Annotated in this window: 17 protein-coding genes and 1 pseudogene; 12 read left to right on the top strand and 6 right to left on the bottom strand. The window is 29.1% G+C overall.

Annotated elements, in window-relative coordinates:
- Positions 1-91: 91 nt before the first annotated feature.
- The 5 genes from BTO18_RS03320 to dnaB all read right to left on the bottom strand — a co-directional run bounded on the left by BTO18_RS03320 (position 92) and on the right by dnaB (position 4,334).
- Positions 92-1,276, bottom strand: a complete 1,185-nt coding sequence (locus tag BTO18_RS03320) for an asparagine synthetase B (protein ID WP_105014862.1) — start codon at positions 1,274-1,276, stop codon at positions 92-94.
- 82 nt (positions 1,277-1,358) lie between these two features.
- On the bottom strand, positions 1,359-1,775 hold the full coding sequence (locus BTO18_RS03315; RefSeq protein WP_105014861.1) for a type II toxin-antitoxin system VapC family toxin: 417 nt from the start codon (positions 1,773-1,775) through the stop codon (positions 1,359-1,361).
- The gene (locus BTO18_RS03310) at positions 1,776-2,033 is read right to left on the bottom strand and encodes a DUF6364 family protein (RefSeq protein ID WP_105014860.1); all 258 of its coding nucleotides are present in this window, start codon (positions 2,031-2,033) and stop codon (positions 1,776-1,778) included.
- 61 nt (positions 2,034-2,094) lie between these two features.
- Positions 2,095-2,808 carry a hypothetical protein gene (locus BTO18_RS03305; RefSeq protein ID WP_105014859.1) on the bottom strand — a complete coding sequence of 238 codons (714 nt, stop codon included), beginning with the start codon at positions 2,806-2,808 and terminating at the stop codon, positions 2,095-2,097.
- An 8-nt stretch (positions 2,809-2,816) separates the two neighbouring features.
- A complete protein-coding gene (gene dnaB, locus BTO18_RS03300; protein ID WP_105014858.1) occupies positions 2,817-4,334 on the bottom strand; it encodes a replicative DNA helicase in 1,518 nt (505 codons plus the stop codon).
- A 138-nt stretch (positions 4,335-4,472) separates the two neighbouring features.
- Between dnaB and BTO18_RS03295 the strand changes: the two genes are divergently transcribed.
- From BTO18_RS03295 to BTO18_RS03265, 7 genes are all read left to right on the top strand, one after another.
- A complete protein-coding gene (locus BTO18_RS03295) occupies positions 4,473-5,549 on the top strand; it encodes a DUF3810 domain-containing protein (protein WP_105014857.1) in 1,077 nt (358 codons plus the stop codon).
- Between the two features lie 91 nt (positions 5,550-5,640).
- Complete coding sequence (locus BTO18_RS03290) at positions 5,641-8,613, top strand: amidohydrolase family protein (RefSeq protein WP_105014856.1); 2,973 nt, start codon at positions 5,641-5,643, stop codon at positions 8,611-8,613.
- A gap of 6 nt (positions 8,614-8,619) precedes the next feature.
- Positions 8,620-9,915 carry an amidohydrolase family protein gene (locus BTO18_RS03285; RefSeq protein WP_105014855.1) on the top strand — a complete coding sequence of 432 codons (1,296 nt, stop codon included), beginning with the start codon at positions 8,620-8,622 and terminating at the stop codon, positions 9,913-9,915.
- Between the two features lie 591 nt (positions 9,916-10,506).
- Positions 10,507-11,298, top strand: a complete 792-nt coding sequence (locus tag BTO18_RS03280; protein WP_105017484.1) for a TrmH family RNA methyltransferase — start codon at positions 10,507-10,509, stop codon at positions 11,296-11,298.
- 100 nt (positions 11,299-11,398) lie between these two features.
- Complete coding sequence (locus tag BTO18_RS03275) at positions 11,399-12,718, top strand: T9SS type A sorting domain-containing protein (protein WP_105014854.1); 1,320 nt, start codon at positions 11,399-11,401, stop codon at positions 12,716-12,718.
- 114 nt (positions 12,719-12,832) lie between these two features.
- Positions 12,833-13,576: a polyphosphate--glucose phosphotransferase gene (ppgK, locus tag BTO18_RS03270; protein WP_105014853.1), complete on the top strand. Its 744-nt coding sequence runs from the start codon at positions 12,833-12,835 to the stop codon at positions 13,574-13,576.
- Between the two features lie 136 nt (positions 13,577-13,712).
- Positions 13,713-14,363 carry a hypothetical protein gene (locus tag BTO18_RS03265; protein ID WP_105014852.1) on the top strand — a complete coding sequence of 217 codons (651 nt, stop codon included), beginning with the start codon at positions 13,713-13,715 and terminating at the stop codon, positions 14,361-14,363.
- Between the two features lie 143 nt (positions 14,364-14,506).
- Here BTO18_RS03265 and BTO18_RS03260 read toward each other — a convergent pair.
- Positions 14,507-15,003 (bottom strand): annotated as a pseudogene (locus BTO18_RS03260) (IS110 family transposase); the annotation flags it as partial.
- Between the two features lie 144 nt (positions 15,004-15,147).
- On the opposite strand from BTO18_RS03260, the gene BTO18_RS03255 reads away from it, so the two are divergent.
- The 5 genes from BTO18_RS03255 (at position 15,148) to BTO18_RS03235 (ending at position 22,198) form a co-directional block, all read left to right on the top strand.
- Positions 15,148-16,380, top strand: coding sequence for a M48 family metallopeptidase (locus tag BTO18_RS03255; RefSeq protein ID WP_105014851.1), 1,233 nt, complete (start codon positions 15,148-15,150; stop codon positions 16,378-16,380).
- A 68-nt stretch (positions 16,381-16,448) separates the two neighbouring features.
- The gene (locus tag BTO18_RS03250) at positions 16,449-18,671 is read left to right on the top strand and encodes a RelA/SpoT family protein (protein ID WP_105014850.1); all 2,223 of its coding nucleotides are present in this window, start codon (positions 16,449-16,451) and stop codon (positions 18,669-18,671) included.
- Between the two features lie 72 nt (positions 18,672-18,743).
- Positions 18,744-19,190, top strand: coding sequence for a Fur family transcriptional regulator (locus BTO18_RS03245; protein ID WP_105014849.1), 447 nt, complete (start codon positions 18,744-18,746; stop codon positions 19,188-19,190).
- A 46-nt stretch (positions 19,191-19,236) separates the two neighbouring features.
- Positions 19,237-20,508, top strand: coding sequence for an adenylosuccinate synthase (locus tag BTO18_RS03240; protein WP_105014848.1), 1,272 nt, complete (start codon positions 19,237-19,239; stop codon positions 20,506-20,508).
- A 67-nt stretch (positions 20,509-20,575) separates the two neighbouring features.
- On the top strand, positions 20,576-22,198 hold the full coding sequence (locus BTO18_RS03235; RefSeq protein ID WP_211295561.1) for an OstA-like protein: 1,623 nt from the start codon (positions 20,576-20,578) through the stop codon (positions 22,196-22,198).
- The last annotated feature ends 1 nt before the right edge of the window (position 22,199 follow it).

Genomic DNA, 22,199 nt, shown 5'->3' with positions numbered 1-22,199 from the left:
ACTCGCAATGACATGTGTGTAATTACAAAGGAGGAATGAATGAAGTAATCTTTTTATAAATAGAGAGAATACTTCGTAAACTCGCAATGACCTAGGTTTTTTGTTTCTTTTTTTTAGCAGCAGGAAACAACACATTGTTTAAAATTAAACGATAACCAGGTGAAGTTGGATGCAAATCTAATTCAGTTTTTGGGTCTCCTACTCTGTGTGTATAATCTTCTGGATCATGACCACCATAAAAGGTAAACATTCCTTTTCCTTTGGTTCCGTGAATGTATCTTGCTTCTCTATTTGTTTTATTTTCACCTAAAACCAATACATTACTTTTTACAGTATTTCTATCGAAAGAAGTTGTTTGCCCCATAAAACCTTTAACCAAAATAGTATGATTTTGTGTCAACATTGTTGGTACAGGATCCCATTTTGCAGAAAATTCAATTAACGAAAAATAATCTGATGTTTTGGGAATTCTGCGTTTACGAGTCATATCAATTGATGAGAACTCATAGGTTGTTGGACTTCTTACCAAATCGAAATCTTTAAAAGCAAAAGTTTTATTAAAGTTGATTTTAGATTGATAATTAGGAGTTGATGCATCTCCATCGAACATTGCTTCTGCAATATCTATACCCTCTGCTGCTAATGCAATATCAAAACTGTCTGTAGCAGAGCACATCGCAAACATAAATCCTCCCCCAATTACATAATCACGAATCTTTTTTGCTACTGCTAATTTTTCTTCTGAAACTTTATTAAACCCTAATTCATTTGCTAATTTTTCAGCATCTTTTTTTCCTTGAATATACCAAGGAGCAGTTCTAAAAGAACCATAAAACTTGCCATATTGTCCTGTAAAATCCTCATGATGTAAGTGTAGCCATTCGTAAATGAGTAATTTATCAGCCAAAACATCTTTGTCATAAATAACATCAAAAGGAATTTCTGCATAGGTTAGTACCATAGTTACAGCATCATCCCAAGGCATTTTGTCTTTTGGAGAATACACTGCAATTTTTGGTGCTTTTTCTAAAGTAACCGCTTCTTGATTTGATGATGGTGATGAAATTTCTTGTAAAATCAATTGTGCTTTTGCATCAGAAATTACTTGATAAGAAACACCTCTGATTTTGCATTCGTTTTCTATGGCTTTGTTATTTTCTATTAAAAATGCTCCTCCATCATAATTCAATAACCATTTCGATTTTAAACCTGCTTCTAAACCAAAATAAACAATTCCATAAGCTTTTAAGTGATTTTTTTGGTTATCGTGATTCATGGGTACATATATAAATGATGCCCAAGTTGAATTAGATATAAAAAGAATTATAAATACTTTTATCAATTTTTTCATCAGATACTTATTGTATACTTAATATGTAATTTTCTGCAGTCATAACTGGTAATCTAGAATGTTTAAAATCTTTCAAATCTCTAGTTATTATGTAATCACAATTTGCATCAATTGCTGAATAATATTGTAAACCATCTTCAAAGTCGGGAAATTTATCATCACTCAAAGCAAGTTCTATTATTTTATCACTTAAAGAAATAATTGTAACCAACACTTTAAATTTAGATATTGCTTGATTTGCCAGTTCTTTAGATTTTAATTTTGAAATAAGATAGTGTGTATTCGGAACAGTTAAAGCAGAAATAATCAGATTAACATTACCTTTATCAGAAAGAGAAAAAATATCTTCTGCTGCCTTATAAAAAGGAGCTCTTTCAAGAAGCAAATCAACTACGATATTTGTATCAATAAATAACGTAACCATTTATTTATACTTCTCTAATAAATAATCTCTGTACATCTGCTTCTCATCAAAATCGCCTTCTACTTTAGCAATACCACTTAAACTTTTTACCAAAGGTGTGATTTCAATCTCTCTTTTATCACTTTCAATTTTCGATTTTGTTATCGTCGCTAAATAATTCTCTATTAAACGAGATAAACTTATTTGCTGTTCTTTAGCATAAGCTTTTGCCTGTTCAATAACAGCTTTATTTAATTTTAAAGTTAATTTTGAGTCCATAATATTTTATTATACGTGCAAATTTAATAAATTATTACGTACAATATATGTTAAAATGATTTCAAAACTTTTCAATCATTTTTTTTGGTATCTTTTTTTTGAAAAAACTAATAATAAAGAGAAAAGTAAATACAAAGCTTAAATATATTAGTAATTCTCTAAATTCAATATTCAAAAATGTAAAGTGATAAGCTGTTAAGAATGATATTAAACCAAGTAAAAAGAAAATAGTATTTTTAATTTTTGATTTTAAAGAAACTGTTTCTAAATAATCTTGATCAACTTTTTTTAGAGGTAATCCTCCAATAATTTTGCAACTTATTTCAACAGAGTCACTAGATTCACCAGAATGAATTAATTTTATGATAAATCCTTTATTTGCTTCGATATAATCAAAATCTACATTTATTGAAGATTTATTTTTTTCTAATGTTAAACCAGAATCATAATCTGAATTATACATCAAAGAGAAATCAAATATTTTTTCTGAAGAAATCGAAATTTTATTTTTCTTTGGTAGATCTTTTTTAAAAACAGGTGTATTACCTGAATTCCAAATTAAAATTTTACTTATAGTCAAAGTACTAATTTTATTTTTTTTATGAAAAACTTCAAGATTATTAACCTCTTTAGCATCATTAGAAATAATATTATAACTATCAATTAAATAATAAAATTTCTTTTTCTTTTTACTTTTGTAATAAAAATAAATAGCTAAAATAATTCCTAATAAACCTAACCCTAAACCAAAAATATTAACAAATTCTGTATCCATATAAAATTCTAAAAAGGCACATCATCATCACCAAAAGCATCTTTAGGCTCAATTCTTTGGTTTGGAGAAAAATCATCATCAAAAGGATTGTTCATAGAAGATTGAAATTCTGAACTAAACCCTTCTTCTAAATCAGAGAATTTAGCTAAATGCCCTGTAAACTTCAAACGTATATTATCTAAACCACCATTTCTGTGTTTAGCCACAATAAATTCTCCTTGACCTTCACAAGGTGTGTGCTCATCATCATCCCATTCTGTCATTCCATAATATTCGGGTCTAAAAATAAAGCTTACGATATCTGCATCTTGCTCAATGGCACCAGATTCACGTAAATCTGATAATAAAGGTCTTTTACTTCCCCCTCTTGTTTCCACTGCTCTAGATAATTGTGAAAGGGCAATTACAGGTACTGACAATTCTTTGGCTAATGCTTTTAAGTTTCTAGAAATTGTAGAAATTTCTTGCTCTCTGTTTCCTCCACCTTTTCCATTTCCACCAGCTGTCATTAACTGTAAATAGTCAATTACAATAATTTTCACATTATGTTGAGATACCAAACGTCTTGCTTTTGCACGCAAATCAAAAATTGATAATGAAGGTGTATCATCTATAAAAATAGGAGCATCAGAAAGTTTTTTAACTTTTACATTTAATTGTTCCCATTCATGTGGCTCAAGATTACCTTTTCTTAATTTTTCTGATGTTAAACCTGTTTCAGAAGAAATCATCCTTGTAATCAACTGAACAGAAGACATTTCTAGTGAAAATACAGCCACTGCATGATTAAAATCGATAGCCATATTTTTTGCCATTGAAATTACAAAAGCAGTTTTACCCATACCTGGTCTTGCTGCAATAATGATTAAATCTGATGGTTGCCAACCAGAAGTAAGAGCATCTAACTTGGTAAAACCTGTTGCTAAACCGGACATTCCTTCTTGGTTTCCTATTTCTTGAATTTTCTTTAAAGCCTGTTTTACAAGAGAACCTGCATCTTCTGAACTCTTTTTTAAATTTCCTTGTGTTACTTCAAATAACTTACCCTCTGCATCATCTAGCAAATCAAAAACATCTGTACTTTCATCGTAAGCATTTTCTATAATTTCTGATGAAATTGAGATTAATTTACGCTGAATGTATTTTTGTAATATAATTCTTGCATGGAATTCAATATGTGCAGAAGAAGCTACTTTTTGCGTTAAACGAATAAGGTAAAAATCGCCACCTACCATTTCTAACTTTCCATTCTTTTTCAACAAATTAGATACTGTTAACAAGTCAATTGGTTGTGAATTTTGGAACAATTCATAGATAACAGCATAGATTTCTTGATGCTTTACATCATAAAAAGCATCAGAATGTAAAATATCAATTACATCATCAATTCCTTTTTTATCTATCATCATTGCTCCTAGTACAGCTTCTTCTAAATCTACTGCCTGTGGTGGAATCTTACCTTTTTCAAGACTAATAATTCTTGATTTATCAATTTTTTTTCCTGCTATCGTATTCGTTTTTTCCATTGCCACAAATGTAATTTTTTAGAGATAATTTTACTGTGTAAACGTTAACTTTCTTTTTAAACAAATATTTGATAAAAATTGTTATTAGCATGTTAATAACTAATTTGCATTTAATTTGTTTTACTATTTTTACCAATAATGAAATGGAATAAATCTCACATTATATTAGCAATTTTCTTGCCAATTCAAATGCTTTTGATGCGTTTGGCTGAAAGTAATCCTGAATTTATTGAAAAATATTATTCGAATGGAATATATCCTTACATTTCTTCTTTTTTTAGAATTATTTTAGGTTGGATTCCTTTTTCTATTGGAGATCTTTTAATTGCTTTCTTACTCTTTACTTTAGTTCGTTTTTTATTTCGATTGATTAAAAATAGATTTCGAAATTTTGTCTTAAAAATGATTCACTTTATTGCTATTTTATCTGTAATTTATTTCTGCTTTTATCTTTTTTGGGGCTTGAATTACTACAGAGAACCTTTAGCAAAAAACTTAAACTATAAACAAGAAAAGTATTCTACAAAACAACTCCAAACTGTTACCAATCATATTATTGAAAAATTGAATTATTATCAATTAGAAATTACAAAAAATGATACTTTAAAAGTTGAAAATACATATCAACAAAAAGAAATGTATAAAATGGCAGTTTTAGGATATGATAATTTATCTAAAGATTTTCCTCAACTTAATTATAAATTTAAATCTGTAAAAAGCTCTTTAATGAGTTTATTACAGACTTACAATGGTACTTCAGGATATTTAAACCCTTTAACTGGAGAAGCTCAAGTAAATGATAGAATTCCTAAAACCAGTTACCCAACCACTACTTGTCATGAAATGGCACATCAAATTGGTTTTGCTGCTGAAAATGAAGCAAACTTTGTTGGTTTTTTAGCAGCAAATTATAATGATAATGTCTATTTTAAATATGCTAGCTATAGAATGGCTTTTGGATATTGTATTTCTGAAATAAGAAAAAGAGATAAAGAAATTTCAAAACAACTTTGGCAATCTGTAAATAAAGGAATTATTAAAGATTTCAATGCTAGTTATCGGTTTTGGCAAACCTATAAAAACCCTTTTGAACCCATTGTAAAAAAAGGATACAATGCTTATTTAAAAGCAAATAAACAAGCAAAAGGAACAGATTCTTACAATTATGTAGTTGATTTATTGATTTCCTATTTTGAATCTAAAAACAACTTTTAACTTCTTAAAATTTTGTTAAAATAAAGTGTTTTAACAGAATACCAAAAGCATATCTTTAAATTTAGAGAGTAATTCAATTAATTCAAACTACATGAAAAAATTATTCTTTCTACTCTTTTTCTTGTCGCTTTCACAAATTAAAGCACAGGATTATTTTCCTACAGATAAAGGAGTCAAAACTAAAGACAACAAAAGCTTCGCTTTTAAAAATGCTACTATTTACATAACACCAACAGAAGTTATAAAAAACGGCACTTTACTAATAAAAGACGGTAAAGTTGTTGCAGTTGGTAAATCTGTAAAAATTCCAAAAGGAACTCATACAGTTGATGTATCTGGTAAAACAATTTATCCTTCTTTTATAGATATTTATACCGATTTTGGTATTGCTAAACCAAAAAGACCATCAGGAGGTGGCTTTGGAGGAAACCAATATGCTGCAACTAGAAGTGGTTATTATTGGAATGATCATATTAGACCAGAAACAAATCCTATAGATGAATTTAAATTCGATTCCAAAAAAGCCAAAGCAATGATTAATGCTGGTTTTGGGGTTGTAAACACTCATTTACACGATGGTATTATTCGTGGAAATGGTTTACTGGTTGCTCTTAATCCAAATTCTAACAATGCTTATCGAATTTTGGATGATAATTCTGCACAGTTTTTATCTTTTAATAAAAGTAGAAAATCTCGTCAATTATATCCAGGTTCTAGAATGGGAGCTATGGCTTTATTACGTCAAGTATATTTAGATGCAGATTGGTATGCAAAAGGTAATATGGATAATAAAGACATGTCTTTAGAAGCCTTAAATAAAAATAAAAATTTAGTTCAAATTTTTGAAACAGGCAATTGGTTAGATGCTACAAGAGCAGATAAAGTGGGTGATGAATTTGGTATTCAGTACACCATTGTTGGTTCAGGTGATGAATATGAACGTGTTAACGATATTAAAAATTTGAATGCAAATTTTATAATTCCGATTAACTTTAGTAAAGCCTATGACGTTTCTAATCCTCTTTTAGCACAACAAATTTCGTTACGAGATATGCGTAAATGGAATCAAGAACCATCAAATTTAAGTGTACTTTCTAAAAACGGAGTAAATTTTGCTCTAACAACACATAACTTAAAATCTGTAAAATCTTTTCATAAAAATTTACAAAAAGCTATAAAATATGGTTTTGATAAAGAAAAAGCTTTAGCTGCATTAACAACAATTCCTGCAAATATTATTGGAAATAGTACTATTGGAAATCTAAAAGTTGGTAGTCATGCAAACTTTATCATTACATCAGGAGATATTTTCGACCCAAAAACTATAATGTATGAAAACTGGGTACAAGGAGATAAAAATGTAATTAATGATATGAACATCAGAGATATTACTGGTGATTATATGCTATCTGTAAATAATAAAAACTACGATTTATCTATAAAAGGTAAAGGTGCTAAACAAACTGGTACTATTAAAATTGGGGATAAAAAAGTGAAATCAAAATTTTCTTTTAAAGATGATTGGATTGCTATCACTCTAAATGAAGAAACTGGCTACACTAGAATGATGGGTAAAGTAATTAACGCATCTAATGTTATGCAGGGTACTGCATTTGATAGTTCTGATAATGAAACTTCTTGGTCTGCCAGTAAAAAAGTAAAAAAAGAGGATAGCAAAAAGAAAAAAGACAGCAAAAAGAAAAAAGATGCCAATATTCCTGAAGTTCTTCCTGTAAGCTATCCAAACCTTGGTTTTGGTAATTATACGCAACCAGAAACAGAAACTATTTTAGTTAAAAATGTAACAGTTTGGACAAGCGAAGATGCTGGGATTCTAAAAAATACTGATGTTCTATTAAAAGAAGGTAAAATTGAAAAGATTGGAAAAAACCTATCTTCAAGAAGAGCAACTGTAATCGATGGTACAGGTAAACACTTAACAGCTGGTATTGTTGATGAGCACTCTCATATTGCTGCTTCTGCTATTAATGAATGGGCACAAAACTCATCTGCAGAAGTTACTATAGAAGATGTTGTAGATCCAACAGATATAAATATTTATAGAAATATTTCTGGAGGTACAACATCAGCACAAATATTACATGGTTCTGCAAACCCTATTGGAGGTCGTTCTGCAATCCTTAAATTAAAATGGGGAGAAAATGCACAAGGGATGATTTATGAAAACACGCCAAAATTCATCAAGTTTGCTTTGGGTGAAAATGTAAAACAATCTAGAAGTCCAAATGGAACACGTTTTCCACAGACAAGAATGGGAGTTGAGCAAATGTTTACTGACTATTTTACTAGAGCTAAAGAATATGATGCTTTAAAGAAAAGTGGTAAGCCTTACAGAAAAGATATTGAAATGGAAGTTATTGCCGAAATTTTAAATAAAGAACGTTTTATTTCTTGTCACTCTTATGTACAGTCAGAGATTAATATGTTAATGAAAGTTGCAGAAAAATTCAACTTTAATGTAAACACATTCACACACATTTTAGAAGGTTATAAAGTAGCTGATAAAATGGCTGAACATGGTGTAGGTGGTTCTACTTTTTCTGACTGGTGGGCTTATAAATATGAAGTTAATGATGCAATACCTTTTAATGCTGCAATTATGCATAATGCTGGGGTTACAGTTGCCATTAATTCTGATGATAGAGAAATGTCTAGACGTTTAAATCAAGAAGCTGCAAAAACTATGAAATATGGTGGAATGTCAGAATTGGATGCTTGGAAAACAGTAACTATTAATCCTGCAAAATTATTACATATAGATGATAGAGTTGGCAGTATTAAAGAAGGTAAAGATGCAGATGTTGTATTATGGTCTCATCACCCAATGTCTATTTATGCTAAAGTAGAAAAGACAATTATAGAAGGTAAAGTATTTTTTGATAGACAAGAAGATCTAAAAAAACGTGAAGCAATCACTCAAGAAAAAAGTAAACTTATTAATATGATGCTGAAAGAAAAATTAGGTGGAGCACCAACAAAAGCACCTATGAAAAGAAAAGATAGAAACTTTGAGTGTGATACTTTAGAAGAACTTAAAAACTAAAAAAAGATGAAAAAAATAATATATAGTTTGATGTTTTTCTTTTTGATGACAAGCATCAACGCACAACAAACACCTGCACCAAAACAAAGCAATGCTATTTCTATTGAAGGTGCAACTGCACATTTAGGAAATGGGCAAATAATTAAAAACTCATTAGTAATGTTTGCTAATGGTAAAATTACTTTTGTAGGTTCTGCAATGGCTAAAATAGCTAGGCAAGGAACAGTTATCAATGCCAAAGGAAAACATATTTATCCTGGTTTTATTGCTGCAAATGCTTCTTTAGGTTTAGCAGAAATAGACGCTGTAAAAGCAACCAGAGATTTTGATGAAGTTGGAGCAATGAATCCTCATATACGTAGTTTAATTGCATACAATGCAGAAAGTAAAGTAGTAGAATCAATGAGACCAAATGGAGTTTTAATGGCACAAACTTCACCTAGAGGAGGTACTATTTCTGGTACATCTTCTATTGTGCAATTAGATGCTTGGAACTGGGAAGATGCAGCTTTTAAGACTGATGATGCAATTCATATAAATTGGCCAGGAAGCTTTACTAGAGGCAGATGGTGGCTAGGAGAAGATCCTGCTTTGAAAGCTGACCCAAAATATGGCAAAAATATAGATAATATTAAGCAGTATTTTATGAATGCAAAAAATTATTTAGCAAGTAATAAAGAAAAAACACATTTACCTTATGAGGCTACTAAAGGATTATTTGATGGAACCCAAAAAGTTTTTATTCATACTAGTGGAGCTAAAGAAATTACAGATGCTGTAACTATATGTAAAGATTTAGGTATCAAAAATATTGTAATTGTACATGGTGATGGGGCTGAAAGTGTTGCAGATATGTTGGTAAAAAACAATGTTGGTGTTGTTTTAGACAGACCTCATAGAAATCCTAACAACGAAGATGACGCTTATGATTACACTTACACTATTGCCAAAGTTTTAATTGATAAAGGCGTTTTAGTTTGTTTAGGCATGGAAGGTCAAATGGAACGTATGAATACCAGAAATTTACCTTTTTACGCAGGTACTTTTGCTGCACATGGTTTAGATAAAGAAGTAGCTTTAAAACTTCTTACATCTAACTCTGCAAAAATTTTAGGAATAGATGATAAAGTAGGTACTCTTGAAGTTGGTAAAGATGCAACTCTGTTTATTTCTGAAGGTGATGCATTAGATATGAGAGGAAATATCTTAACAAAAGCTTACATTCAAGGTAGAGATATTAGTTTAGAAACACACCAAACAAAACTTTGGAAACGTTATGCTAACAAATATAAGTCTAAATAAAAATTAATTTAAAAAAATCAAAAAGGCTCGCAAATGCGAGCCTTTTAACTTTCTTTTTCATTGATATTAATGATTAAATTCTGCATAAAAATATGACTATCAAACTCTTACAAAAATTACTTTTCCTATTGTAAAACTAATTTTGTTAAAACTTTTACTCAAAAAAAATACTGTGTATATTGTTTACTTATTCTAACAGTAAAACGCCCATCATCTGTTCTTTCTCCTTTATTCTCCTTTACCCTTATAGACATTGAAATGATTTTTTGAAGTTGTTTTTGAATCTGATATACCATTCACATTATTATTATTTGCCTTTTTAATTTGATATCTTAAGTATCTAAAACAAGAGGTAGTTTTCCAGTTTCCCCAACTGTTTTGAGCTAAATCGCTTTCATTGATATTAATTTCTGTAGTATCATTTTTTTTTCTTTAGTTGTAACTTCTTTGTTGCTAATAGACATTAATACTAAAACTTAAAGCCAATAGTAATCTATTTTTTTTATGTTGTAAGTTTTTTTGAATTATGTGATACAAATGTTGATTTTATTTTTAAAAATAAAATACTTACAAATAGGTATATTTGTGTTGATGAAAGAAATTACTAGCATTCAAAATACCTACATTAAAAATCTAATAAAACTTCAAGAGAAATCTAGAGAGCGTAAAAAACAAAGTTTATTTTTAATTGAAGGAAAGCGTGAAATTTCTTTAGCTATTGCCGCAAATTATAAGTTTGACACCATTCTTTTCTATGCTGATTTAATATCAGAAAATGAAGTTTTACATTTGTTTAATGATAATATCAATAAAATTTCGATTTCAAAAGAAGTGTATCAAAAATTGGCGTATAGAAATTCTACAGAAGGTATAATTGCAGTTACAAAAACCAAAGATTTTTTATTAGAAAATATCAATCTAAACAACAAAAATCCATTAATTTTAGTAGCTGAAGGAATCGAAAAACCAGGAAATATAGGTGCCTTATTAAGAACTGCTGACGCTGCCAATATTGATGCAGTTTTTATTGCAAATCCTAAAAGTGATATGTACAATCCCAATATTATTAGGTCTAGTGTTGGGTGTATTTTTACGAATCAAATTGCAATAGGTACATCAGAAGAAATTATCGAGTTCTTAAAAGAAAATAAGATTGCTATTTATAGTGCTACTTTGCAAAATTCTAATGAATATTATAAAGAAAATTACACAAAAGCATCTGCAATTGTTGTAGGTACAGAGGCTACTGGTTTATCTGAAATTTGGAGAGAAAATGCTGCTCAAAATATTTATATACCTATGCATGGGCAAATCGATTCTATGAATGTTTCTGTAGCTGCAGCAATTGTTATCTATGAAGCCAAGAGGCAAAGAGGATTTTAACAAAACCAACCTATAAATAGTTAAAAATACGCCATATGCCGTATTTTATATTTATTGAAAATCGCAGAAATTTGTTGAGTAAATTTATAATTCAAAAATTATGAAAAAAACTTTTACTCTAATTTGTATTCTATTTTTTAACCTATACATTACTTCTCAAAACTGGGTCTCTGTTGGTATTTCTGCAAACTCAAATCAAGGTGGAGTTTACGATATGGAATTCCATAATAACGTACTTTACGCATCAGTAAATAATGATGGACTCATAAAATCATCTGATAAAGGAGCTACTTGGTCAGTTATAAATATCACAGATTTTGAAACGAATCCAAACAGTAGACATATTTCTCACATTATAAGTACTGGTTCTTCTTTATATGTAGTTACACTTTATGCAAATACATCATCATCTATGATATATAAATCTACAGATAATGGGCAAAGTTTTACAACAGATATTAGCGGTTTTCCTCTAGCTCCAAATGATAATACTAGATTAATGAATATAGCAAACATTTACTATGAAAATGAAAACCTAATTGCTGTAATTAATGGGGGTAATTATACAAAAAAAGAAAATGATGCTTCTTGGCAACCTACAAATACTACCGTAAAGTTTGCTGAATATTATGGTTCTCACAATAATACCCTTTTTGCTTTCCCTTCTTATGGAATATATAAATCTACAGATGATGGGCAAACTTGGGTAAAACCAGCAAACACAAATCTACCACAACTATTTTTAGCAAATAATATGAATATAAATCCTATAACTGGTAGAATTTATGTTTCAGGGAAAGGTTTAGTAGAACAGATACACAAACTTTTATATAGTGATGATGAAGGAGAAACCTGGATAAGTGCAAACATTGAAAGCTATTTAGACAAAAATTGGATTGGCCTTCCACAAGAAATAGCAGAAATTTATAGCTATGGAAATCTAGTTCAACTTGCTTTAATTAATGATAACAGCAATTCTGGTCCAGAAGTTTTAATTAGTGTAGATAGTGCTACAACTTTTTCTGATGATAAAACTGGTATTTTAGATTTAGGGCTAGGCACAACCCTAATTTCAAAGTTTGCAAAACAAAACGATTATGTATATGCAGCTGTAAATTATGGCCAAATTTATAGCAAAGATTTAACAACATTGGCTAATGCGAATTATGCAAAACAAAAATCTTTTAAAGCTTACCCAAATCCTTTTAAAAACGAAACAATACTAACATTTAATGAAATTTTGCAAAATGGTGAATTAACCGTTTTTACAATTCTAGGGAAAAAAGTTACAGTAAAAAAAGGAATTAGTGGTAACTCTTACCATTTTGAAAGAAGCAATCTATCTAGTGGACTATACTTAATTCAAATTAAAGACACAAACAAGCTATTTAAACCATTTAAATTAATTGTAACTGATTAATTACCAAGATGTAGTTTGACATTTTTGTTTACTAAACACTTCAAAATCTAAATTTTTAGATTTTAAAGTGTTTTTGTTTTGGTTTCACTATTTTTGATAAATTAATTTGATTTTATGAAATTACTAGGATTTGATATTGGAGGTTCAGGAATTAAAGCTGCAATTGTAGATACAAAAACAGGACAATTATTGTCTGAAAGACATAGAATTCCTACTCCTAAACCTGCAACTCCAGAAGCTGTTGCAAAAACTGTAAAAGAAATGATTAATCATTTTAAATGGAAAAAAGCAGTAGGGTGCAGCTTCCCAACTACTATTGTAAATGGTAAATGCATTCATTCAGGTAACTTAAGTGAAAAATGGCTGAATGTTAAGGTAGATAAACTCTTTAAAAAAGCAACTGGTTTAGATTTTTATGTAAGCAATGATGCAGATTTAGCAGGGCTTGCAGAAATAAGTTTAGGTGCTGGTAAAAAAGAGAAAGGCGTAACTATTGTTATTACTATTGGAACAGGTATTGGTTCTAGTTTATTTTACAATGGTAGGTTAATACCCAATTTAGAACTCGGAAAAATGCTGCATTCCAATGGAAAAATCATAGAGTATTACACAGCAGATTCTGTAAGAAAACGAGAAGATTTAACCTTAAAACAATGGGCTATTCGTTTTGATGAACTTTTAGAATATACAAGAATTGTATTCTCTCCAAGTCTTATTATTTTGGGAGGTGGCATTAGTAAAAAATTTGATGAATTTAAAGAATATTTAACTACAGATGTTAACGTAAAAGTTGCAGAATTTAGAAATAATGCTGGTATTATTGGGGCTGCTATGTATGCACGTAAAAGGGTAAAGTAAGGTTTAATTTGGTTTGTTTACCATTTATTTTCTTATAACTTCGCTAGCTCTGGATATAACGAATTAAAACTCGGCATATCCGAAAAGAGTTACACAACATTAACACAAAACTCAAAAACTGAATAAATAAATCTATATGAAATACTTTATTGCTCTATTATTAATTACAAAACTCACTTATAGTCAAGAATGGTCAGAAACAAAATTGAATGATTTTTCATCAATTGAATTCCCTAATAAACCTGAAAAATCTTTACAAAATGCAGATGTCTATTATACAGCATCAGACGATTATGGAGTATATCTTGTTATGATTAGAAATTTAGGAAATCAAAAAATATCGGAATCTGAATTTCCTCAATTCTATGAAGGTTTTATGAAAGGTGCATTGAAATCTGTAAAAGGAGAATTAATCAAACAAAATGAATTTACTACAAACGGAATTATTGGAAATGAAATGGTTTATTTAGCTAATTCAAATCCTCAATTACCAAATCTAAGACACAAACGAATTTTTATTGCAAATAATAATTTAATAAGTTGTGAATTTTGGACTAATGAAGACATTGAAGAGTTAGCTTTAAGTAACAAGGAAAAGTTTTTCAATTCAATTTCTGTATCAGTCAAAAAAGGAATTGAGACTGGAAAAAAGGAAATGAATTCAGAATATGAAAGTGGATTTATAGTCGGAAAAATAATTTCTTATTTATTAGTTATTGGTTTAATAGTTGGTGGAATTTTGTTAATCCGAAAACTTACGAGGAAAAAAAATAAAAACGTTGGGTAACAAAGAACTGAGTTAAAAACCAAATAAATTCTTCCTTAAATTTAGGCACTATTTTTCTTGCATTGTTGAAGTAGAACAAATCTCCTTTGGTCGATTTATTTCCAATTCAACAAGCTATAATTATTCATATTTCTTTTTAGTTTTTATTTCACTTTTAGAACTGAAACGTGACCTGCATCATAAGGGATACCTGATTTTGCAATAGCAAAACATTGTTTTAATAGTTTATTGGAAACCGCTATTAAAGCCAACTTCTTACTCTTTCCTTTGTTGGTTATTCGCTCAAAAATCGCTACACAACCTTTATTATGCTTGTAAGCACTAAAAGAACATAAGAAAAGTAAGTTTCGTAATTTTCTGTTTCCTACTTTACTTATTCTGGCTCTTCCTCTTACGCTACTTCCACTTTCTCTAATTGTGGGTGTTATTCCTGCATAACTACACAATTGTGAAGCAGTTTCAAACTTCTTAAAACCATCTGTAATTACAATTAAAAACATAGCGGTTTTAGACCAATACCAGGAATGCTCTGCAATAGTGTCAGTTGTTTTTGTTGGTCTTTCTTTACTAAATACAATAGTTTCTGATCTATTCCTTTTAACTCTTTATCTAAATATTTAAGCGTTCTTTTTAAGGATCGTTAAGACGTATAAACTTTATTGCTGGTTTTAGTCAATTCACGAAAGTCCTCGCGGACTTTCTATCTGTGATTAATTTACTAACTTTAGTGCTTAAAACACGCACCTTTTCGTACACAAAAACGTTAGCGAAGTCAAGTAAAATTATGCAACCAACAACACTCTTTTATATTCTAATCTCTATAATTATTATCAGTTTTATTATTGATAAAATTTTAGACGCTTTAAATACCAAGCATTTTGATGATAAGATTCCAGAGAAATTAGCAGACGTTTATGATGAGGATGAATACAAAAAATCACAAGCCTATAAAAAAACCAATGCAAAGTTTTCAAATTTAACATCAACATTTTCATTAGTACTAACTCTAGGTTTCTTTTTTATAGATGGTTTTAAATATGTAGATGATTTCGCAAGAAATTATACTAATAATCCAATTTTAGTAGCACTTATTTTCTTTGGAATTATAATGATTGGTTCAGATATTTTAACAACACCATTCTCTTATTACAAAACTTTTGTAATCGAAGAAAAATTTGGGTTTAATAAATCCACAAAAAAAACATTTTGGTTTGATAAAATTAAAGGTTGGCTAATGAGTGCCATTTTAGGCGGAGGAATTTTATCACTAATTATTTGGTTTTATCAACAAACAGGAACAAAGTTCTGGGTTTATGCTTGGGTTTTAGTAGCTGTTTTTTCTTTATTTATGAATATGTTTTACGCAAAACTCATTGTACCATTATTCAACAAACAAACTCCTTTAGAAGACGGGGAGTTAAAATCTGCCATAGAAAAATATGCGAAAAATGTTGGTTTTACATTGAATAATATTTTTGTAATTGACGGCTCAAAACGTTCAACAAAAGCAAATGCTTATTTTTCTGGTTTTGGTTCTCAAAAAAGAATTACACTTTTTGATACCCTTATCAATGATTTAGAAACTGATGAAATTGTAGCTGTTTTAGCTCATGAAGTTGGCCATTATAAAAGAAAACACATCATTTTTAATTTAACAACCTCTATCCTACTCACTGGTTTTACGCTGTACATTTTATCCCTTTTTATTAATTCAACAATATTATCAGAAGCATTAGGGGTTGCTATACCAAGTTTTCACATTGGTTTAATTGCATTCGGAATTTTATATTCACCTATTTCAGAAATTACAGGTTTATTTATGAATTATATGTCTCGCAAGTTTGAATATCAGGCAGACAATTATGCCAAAGAAACTTTTGCCTCACAACCTTTAATATCATCACTCAAAAAATTATCCAAAAATAGTTTGAGTAACTTAACTCCACATCCTGCGTATGTTTTTATGCATTATTCACATCCAACGTTATTAGAAAGAGTTAAAAATTTACAATCTTAAATGCTTGTTTGTTAAAATAGTTATCATTAACTTCACTTTAGATTTAAATAAAATCTTTAGTGTAATTTATGCAGTACACAGCAACCATAGAAGAAGAGAATAAAGAAATTGCAAATCGCTACAAAGATTTGCTAAAAGGGACTTATGAAGTTTTATCAAAAGAAGATAAGGAACTAATAAGAAAGGCCTTTGATATTGCTGTTGATGCACATTCTAATCAACGAAGAAAAACTGGAGAACCTTATATTTTTCATCCTATAGCTGTAGCAAAAATTGTTGCTATGGAAATTGGTTTGGGAGCAACATCTATAGCCTCTGCATTACTACATGATGTTGTAGAAGACACAGAATATACAATAGATGATATGGAGCATCTATTTGGAGAAACCATTGCAAGAATTGTAAATGGATTAACCAAAATATCGCGTTTAAATAAAGAGCAAGATGCCTCTATACAAGCAGAAAATTTTAGAAAAATGCTTTTAACATTGCATGATGATGTTAGAGTTATTTTAATAAAAATTGCTGATAGACTACACAATATGCAAACTATGGATGCAATGCCAGCCCATAAACAGGTAAAAATAGCGTCTGAAACCTTATATATTTATGCTCCACTTGCGCACAGATTAGGTTTATATAACATTAAACAAGAACTTGAAGATTTAGGTTTAAAATACACAGAACCAGAGGTTTTTAATAGTATTATAGCAAAAATAAAAGAAAGTAAAGAAGAGCAACAAGATTATTTAAAACGTTTTTCTAAAACATTAGAAGATGGCTTAAATAAAGAAAACTTCAACTATGAAATTAAAGGACGTTTTAAATCTATTTTTTCAATTAGAAGAAAAATGCGTAATCAAAATGTTACGTTTGATGAGGTTTTTGATAAATATGCCATAAGAATAATTTTTGAGCCTATTTCTAAAGATGAAAAGCATGATGCTTGGAAAATATATTCTATTGTAACCGATAATTTTAGACCAAATCCTGCTCGTTTACGAGATTGGATTTCACAACCAAAATCAACAGGTTATGAGGCTTTGCATATTACAGTAGTTGGTCCAGATGCAGAATGGGTAGAAGTTCAAATTCGTTCAGAACGAATGAATGAAATTGCAGAGAAAGGTTATGCTGCTCATTTTAAATACAAACAAGGTAGTGAAAATGAAAGTGGTTTAGAAACTTGGCTTAATAAATTAAAAGAAACATTAGAAAATCAAAATATAAATGCAGTTGACTTTGTAGAAGATTTTAAGCTAAACTTGTATGCCAAAGAAATCTATGTTTTTACACCTAAAGGCGATTTAAAATCGTTGCCAAAAGATGCATCTGCTTTAGATTTTGCTTTTTCTATTCATACAGATGTGGGGTTAAAATGTAGAGGAGCAAAAGTTAATGGAAAGCTAGTTCCTTTAAGTCATACCTTAAAAAGTGGAGATCAAATAGAGGTAATTACTAGTTCTACCAATAAACCAAATTCTAGGTGGTTAGATTTTGTAATTACTGCAAGAGCTAGAACAAAAATTAGAGCTGCTTTAAAAGAAGAAGAAAAGAAAATTGCAGAAGAAGGTAAAGCTATTTTAAGCAGAAAGTTACGTCATTTAAAAATACCTTATAACGAAAAAACAATCAATGAGTTGGTTGTTTATTTTAAATTAAGAACCAGTTTCGATTTGTTTTATAGAATTGGCAATGGTGCAATAGATAACACACAATTAAAGGCATTCGTAGGTCAAAGAAACAGTAAAATTCTTAACTTTTTCAAAACTAAATTTAAGAGAAGTCCTTCAACCAAAGAAGAATCTGAAAATACAGAAGAAATTACTGCTAAATATGATGCTTTAGTTTTTGGAAAAGAAGAAGAAAAATTAGATTTTAAATTTTCTAAATGCTGCAATCCTATACCTGGAGATAAAGTTTTTGGATTTTTAACTATTAATGATGGTTTAAAAGTTCATAAAAAAAACTGCCCTAATTCAATTTCATTACAATCTAACTATGCTTACAGAATAATGAAAGCAAAGTGGATTGATTCTACAAAACAAGACTTTAAAGCTATTTTACATATTAGTGGCGTAGATAATACTGGTATTGTAAACAACGTTACCAAAATAATTTCTAGTAATATGGGGGTATTTATTCATAGTATTAATATTTCTGGTGATGAAGGTGTTTTTGACGGTAAAATATCTTTAAGTGTAAAGAACAGTTCGCAATTAAATAAACTAATAAAACGTATTCAAAAAGTAGAAGGTGTACAAAAAGTAGATCGTGTTAATAGAATGTAAATATCATTCTTATAAAAGTGTATTTTAATTCAGAAATAACTGTAAATTTGTCTGTCTATAAATAGTATTAATATGAGTAATTCTCTTGAGAACCAAGAAATAGTAAAAAAGGTTTTTACTTCTTATCTAGAAGATAATAAACATAGAAAAACTCCTGAACGCTATGCTATACTTCAAGAAATATATGATGCTGATGAGCATTTTGATATAGAATCTTTATATATCAAAATGAAAAATAAAAACTATAGGGTAAGTAGAGCAACACTTTACAATACTATAGATTTATTGTTAGATTGTAATTTGGTTAGAAAACATCAATTTGATGGGCAATCTATGGCTCGTTATGAGAAAAGCTATTTTGATAAAAATCATGATCATGTAATTTTTACAGATACAGGTGATGTTAAAGAGTTTTGTGACCCAAGAATTCAAATCATCAAAAAAACAATTGAAGATATCTTTGATATTGATATTCAAAATCACTCGCTTTATTTTTACGGAACAAAAAAGAAAAAATAATTTTCAACTAAATACTTAAACGCTTTAACAATTACACAATTACAAAATGGCTGTAGATTTATTACTAGGATTGCAATGGGGAGATGAAGGAAAAGGTAAGATTGTAGATGTTCTTACCAAAAATTACGATATTATTGCACGTTTTCAAGGAGGTCCTAATGCTGGGCATACTTTAATTTTTGATGGGAACAAACATGTTTTACATACTATTCCTTCAGGAATTTTTCATAAAACAGCACTAAATGTTGTTGGTAATGGAGTTGTAATTGACCCTGTAATCTTTAAAAAAGAATTAGAAAATTTAGACAAACACAATATTGATTATACATCAAAATTATTAATTTCTAGAAAAGCTCATTTAATTTTACCTACACATAGATTGTTAGATGCAGCTTCTGAAACTTCTAAAGGAAAAGCAAAAATTGGTTCTACTCTAAAAGGAATTGGACCAACTTATATGGACAAAACTGGCAGAAATGGAATGCGTGTTGGAGATTTAGAACTAGAAAACTGGAAAGAAAAATATGATGCTTTAACAGAAAAGCATATTAAAATGTTAGAATTTTTTGATGTTCAAATTGAATATGATTTAAAAGAACTAGAAACTGAATTTAAAAAAGGGATTGATAAATTAAAAACATTAGCGTTTATTGATAGCGAAGAGTTTTTAAACCAAGCCATAAAAAATAAAAAAACAATTTTAGCTGAAGGTGCACAAGGTTCTTTATTAGATATTGATTTTGGAACGTATCCTTTTGTAACTTCATCTAATACAACTGCTGCTGGTGCTTGTACTGGTTTAGGGGTTGCTCCAAACAGAATTGGAGATGTTTTTGGAATTTTTAAAGCCTATACAACTAGAGTAGGTTCTGGTCCTTTTCCTACCGAATTATTTGATGAAGATGGAGCAACAATGGCAAGAGTTGGTCATGAATTTGGAGCTACAACTGGAAGACCAAGAAGGTGTGGTTGGTTAGATTTAGTAGCTTTAAAATATGCTGTTGATGTAAATGGTGTTACTCAATTAATGATGATGAAAGGTGATGTTCTTTCTGGTTTTGATACACTAAAAGTATGTACATCATACAATTACAAAGGCAAAGAAATTACACATTTACCATATAACATAGAACCAGAAAATGTTTCTGTCAACTATTCAGAGTTTAAAGGTTGGGAAGATGATTTAACAAAAATGACTTCAGCAGATGAATTGCCACAAAACCTAATGGATTATGTAGCTTTTATCGAAAAAGAAACAGGAGTGCCAGTAAAAATAGTTTCTGTGGGGCCTGATAGAAAACAAACTATTGTTAGATAACTACATTTATCTTAATATTAAGATTTTGAGATATTCTTTTCATTATTTTTGTCGCAAAACAAATCTTTTGAAAAGAATATTTTTTTTATTTCTTATTTTATACACAGTTTCTTTTTTTTCTCAAAAAAAACAGACAAGAAAAATTGTATATACCTCTGAATATCAATATACAGATGAAGAAAAATATCCTGGTGCTACTATTTTAATTGGTGATGTAAAAATGAAACATCAAGGTATAGATTTAAAAAGTCAACAAGCATTATATTACAGAAAAGAGAATTTTTTTAAAGCTATAGGTAAAGTTTTTATTAAGCAAGGAGATACAATTACTCAAACTAGTGATTATGCTGATTATGATGTAAATGCTAAACAAGCACTTTCTTGGGGCAATGTGGTTTTAACAGATCCTACAATGACACTAACTACTGACACCTTACAATTTGATAGAATCAATCAAAAACTATATTATCAAAGTTATGGTACTATAAAAGATGTAAAAAATACTTTAAAAAGTAAAAAAGGGAACTACTATTTAGAAACCAAAAAATTTACTGCAACAAACAGAGTTACAGTAGTAAATCCTGAAAATAATTTAGAATCTAATCATTTAGATTATTATACAAATTCTGGTTTGGCATATTTGTATGGTCCATCAACTATAACAAATACACAAAACAAAAATAAATTATACACAGAAAAAGGATTTTATAATACTAAAACTGATATTTCTCATTTTACCAAAAACGCAAAACTCTATTTAAAAGAAAGAACTGTTGAAGGTGATAGTTTATATTATGATAAAAAAAGAGGTTTTGCTTCTGCAACAAACAATATTCAAGTTGTAGACACTGTGCAAAACTTTGTAACAAAAGGCAATTATGCAGAGTTATTTGAACTTAAAGACTCACTATTTATTATAAAAAGAGCAGTTGCCATTTCTATTATAGATAAAGATTCTATGTTTATTCACGGAGATACATTGTTAGTAACTGGAAAACCAAAGAAACGAATTGTAAGAACCTATCATAATGTAAAAATTTTTAAATCAGATTTGCAAGGCAAATGCGATTCCATTCATACCAATCAAACTACTGGTTATACAAAAATGTATAGAAATCCTGTGATTTGGTCTGATCAAAATCAAATTACTGGTGATAGTATCTACTTACAATCTAATATAGAAACAGAAAAATTAGATTCTTTAAAAGTATTTAATAATGCATTTATCATTTCAAAAGATTCAATTTCTAAAAAAGATTTCAATCAAATTAAAGGCAGAAACATGTATGGCAAATTCTTTAAAAACAAGTTAAAAACTTTGTTGGTTAAAGGAAATGCTGAATCTGTATATTTTAATAGAAATGAAGAAACACAAGTTTTAGAAACCATTACCAAAGAAATTTCTAGTAATATTGAGTTTAGCTTAAAAGATGGGCAAATTGAATCTATAAAGTATTTAAATCAATCTGATGGAGTTACTTATCCTCCTTCTCAATTACCTGAAGAAGTAAAAAAATTAAAAGGTTTTATTTGGCGAGAAGATGAACAGCCAAAATCTAAAGAAGATATTTTTAGTAAAGACTCAAGTGATAAAAAAATACCAAAAGATAAAAATAAAGATAAAAAATTACCTGCTATTATAGATAAGAAAAAAAAGAAAAGACCACCAATTGGTATGAATAATAAATAAT

Origin of the sequence: Polaribacter porphyrae (assembly GCF_002954685.1) — a bacterium.
Lineage (GTDB): Bacteria > Bacteroidota > Bacteroidia > Flavobacteriales > Flavobacteriaceae > Polaribacter > Polaribacter porphyrae.
The sequence above is the reverse complement of the archived record's forward strand: the minus strand, read 5'-3'. Positions and strand labels throughout refer to the sequence as shown.

What these genes read in the sequence shown, in the direction of transcription:
- dnaB (WP_105014858.1), bottom strand. Translation starts at nt 4,334, where the DNA reads ATGGAAAAAACGAATACGATAGCAGGAAAAAAAATTGATAAATCAAGA.
- BTO18_RS03280 (WP_105017484.1), top strand. Translation starts at nt 10,507, where the DNA reads ATGAAAGAAATTACTAGCATTCAAAATACCTACATTAAAAATCTAATA.
- BTO18_RS03275 (WP_105014854.1), top strand. Translation starts at nt 11,399, where the DNA reads ATGAAAAAAACTTTTACTCTAATTTGTATTCTATTTTTTAACCTATAC.
- BTO18_RS03320 (WP_105014862.1), bottom strand. Translation starts at nt 1,276, where the DNA reads ATGAATCACGATAACCAAAAAAATCACTTAAAAGCTTATGGAATTGTT.
- BTO18_RS03310 (WP_105014860.1), bottom strand. Translation starts at nt 2,033, where the DNA reads ATGGACTCAAAATTAACTTTAAAATTAAATAAAGCTGTTATTGAACAG.
- BTO18_RS03250 (WP_105014850.1), top strand. Translation starts at nt 16,449, where the DNA reads ATGCAGTACACAGCAACCATAGAAGAAGAGAATAAAGAAATTGCAAAT.
- BTO18_RS03285 (WP_105014855.1), top strand. Translation starts at nt 8,620, where the DNA reads ATGAAAAAAATAATATATAGTTTGATGTTTTTCTTTTTGATGACAAGC.
- BTO18_RS03240 (WP_105014848.1), top strand. Translation starts at nt 19,237, where the DNA reads ATGGCTGTAGATTTATTACTAGGATTGCAATGGGGAGATGAAGGAAAA.
- BTO18_RS03290 (WP_105014856.1), top strand. Translation starts at nt 5,641, where the DNA reads ATGAAAAAATTATTCTTTCTACTCTTTTTCTTGTCGCTTTCACAAATT.
- ppgK (WP_105014853.1), top strand. Translation starts at nt 12,833, where the DNA reads ATGAAATTACTAGGATTTGATATTGGAGGTTCAGGAATTAAAGCTGCA.
- BTO18_RS03255 (WP_105014851.1), top strand. Translation starts at nt 15,148, where the DNA reads ATGCAACCAACAACACTCTTTTATATTCTAATCTCTATAATTATTATC.
- BTO18_RS03305 (WP_105014859.1), bottom strand. Translation starts at nt 2,808, where the DNA reads ATGGATACAGAATTTGTTAATATTTTTGGTTTAGGGTTAGGTTTATTA.
- BTO18_RS03265 (WP_105014852.1), top strand. Translation starts at nt 13,713, where the DNA reads ATGAAATACTTTATTGCTCTATTATTAATTACAAAACTCACTTATAGT.
- BTO18_RS03315 (WP_105014861.1), bottom strand. Translation starts at nt 1,775, where the DNA reads ATGGTTACGTTATTTATTGATACAAATATCGTAGTTGATTTGCTTCTT.
- BTO18_RS03245 (WP_105014849.1), top strand. Translation starts at nt 18,744, where the DNA reads ATGAGTAATTCTCTTGAGAACCAAGAAATAGTAAAAAAGGTTTTTACT.
- BTO18_RS03295 (WP_105014857.1), top strand. Translation starts at nt 4,473, where the DNA reads ATGAAATGGAATAAATCTCACATTATATTAGCAATTTTCTTGCCAATT.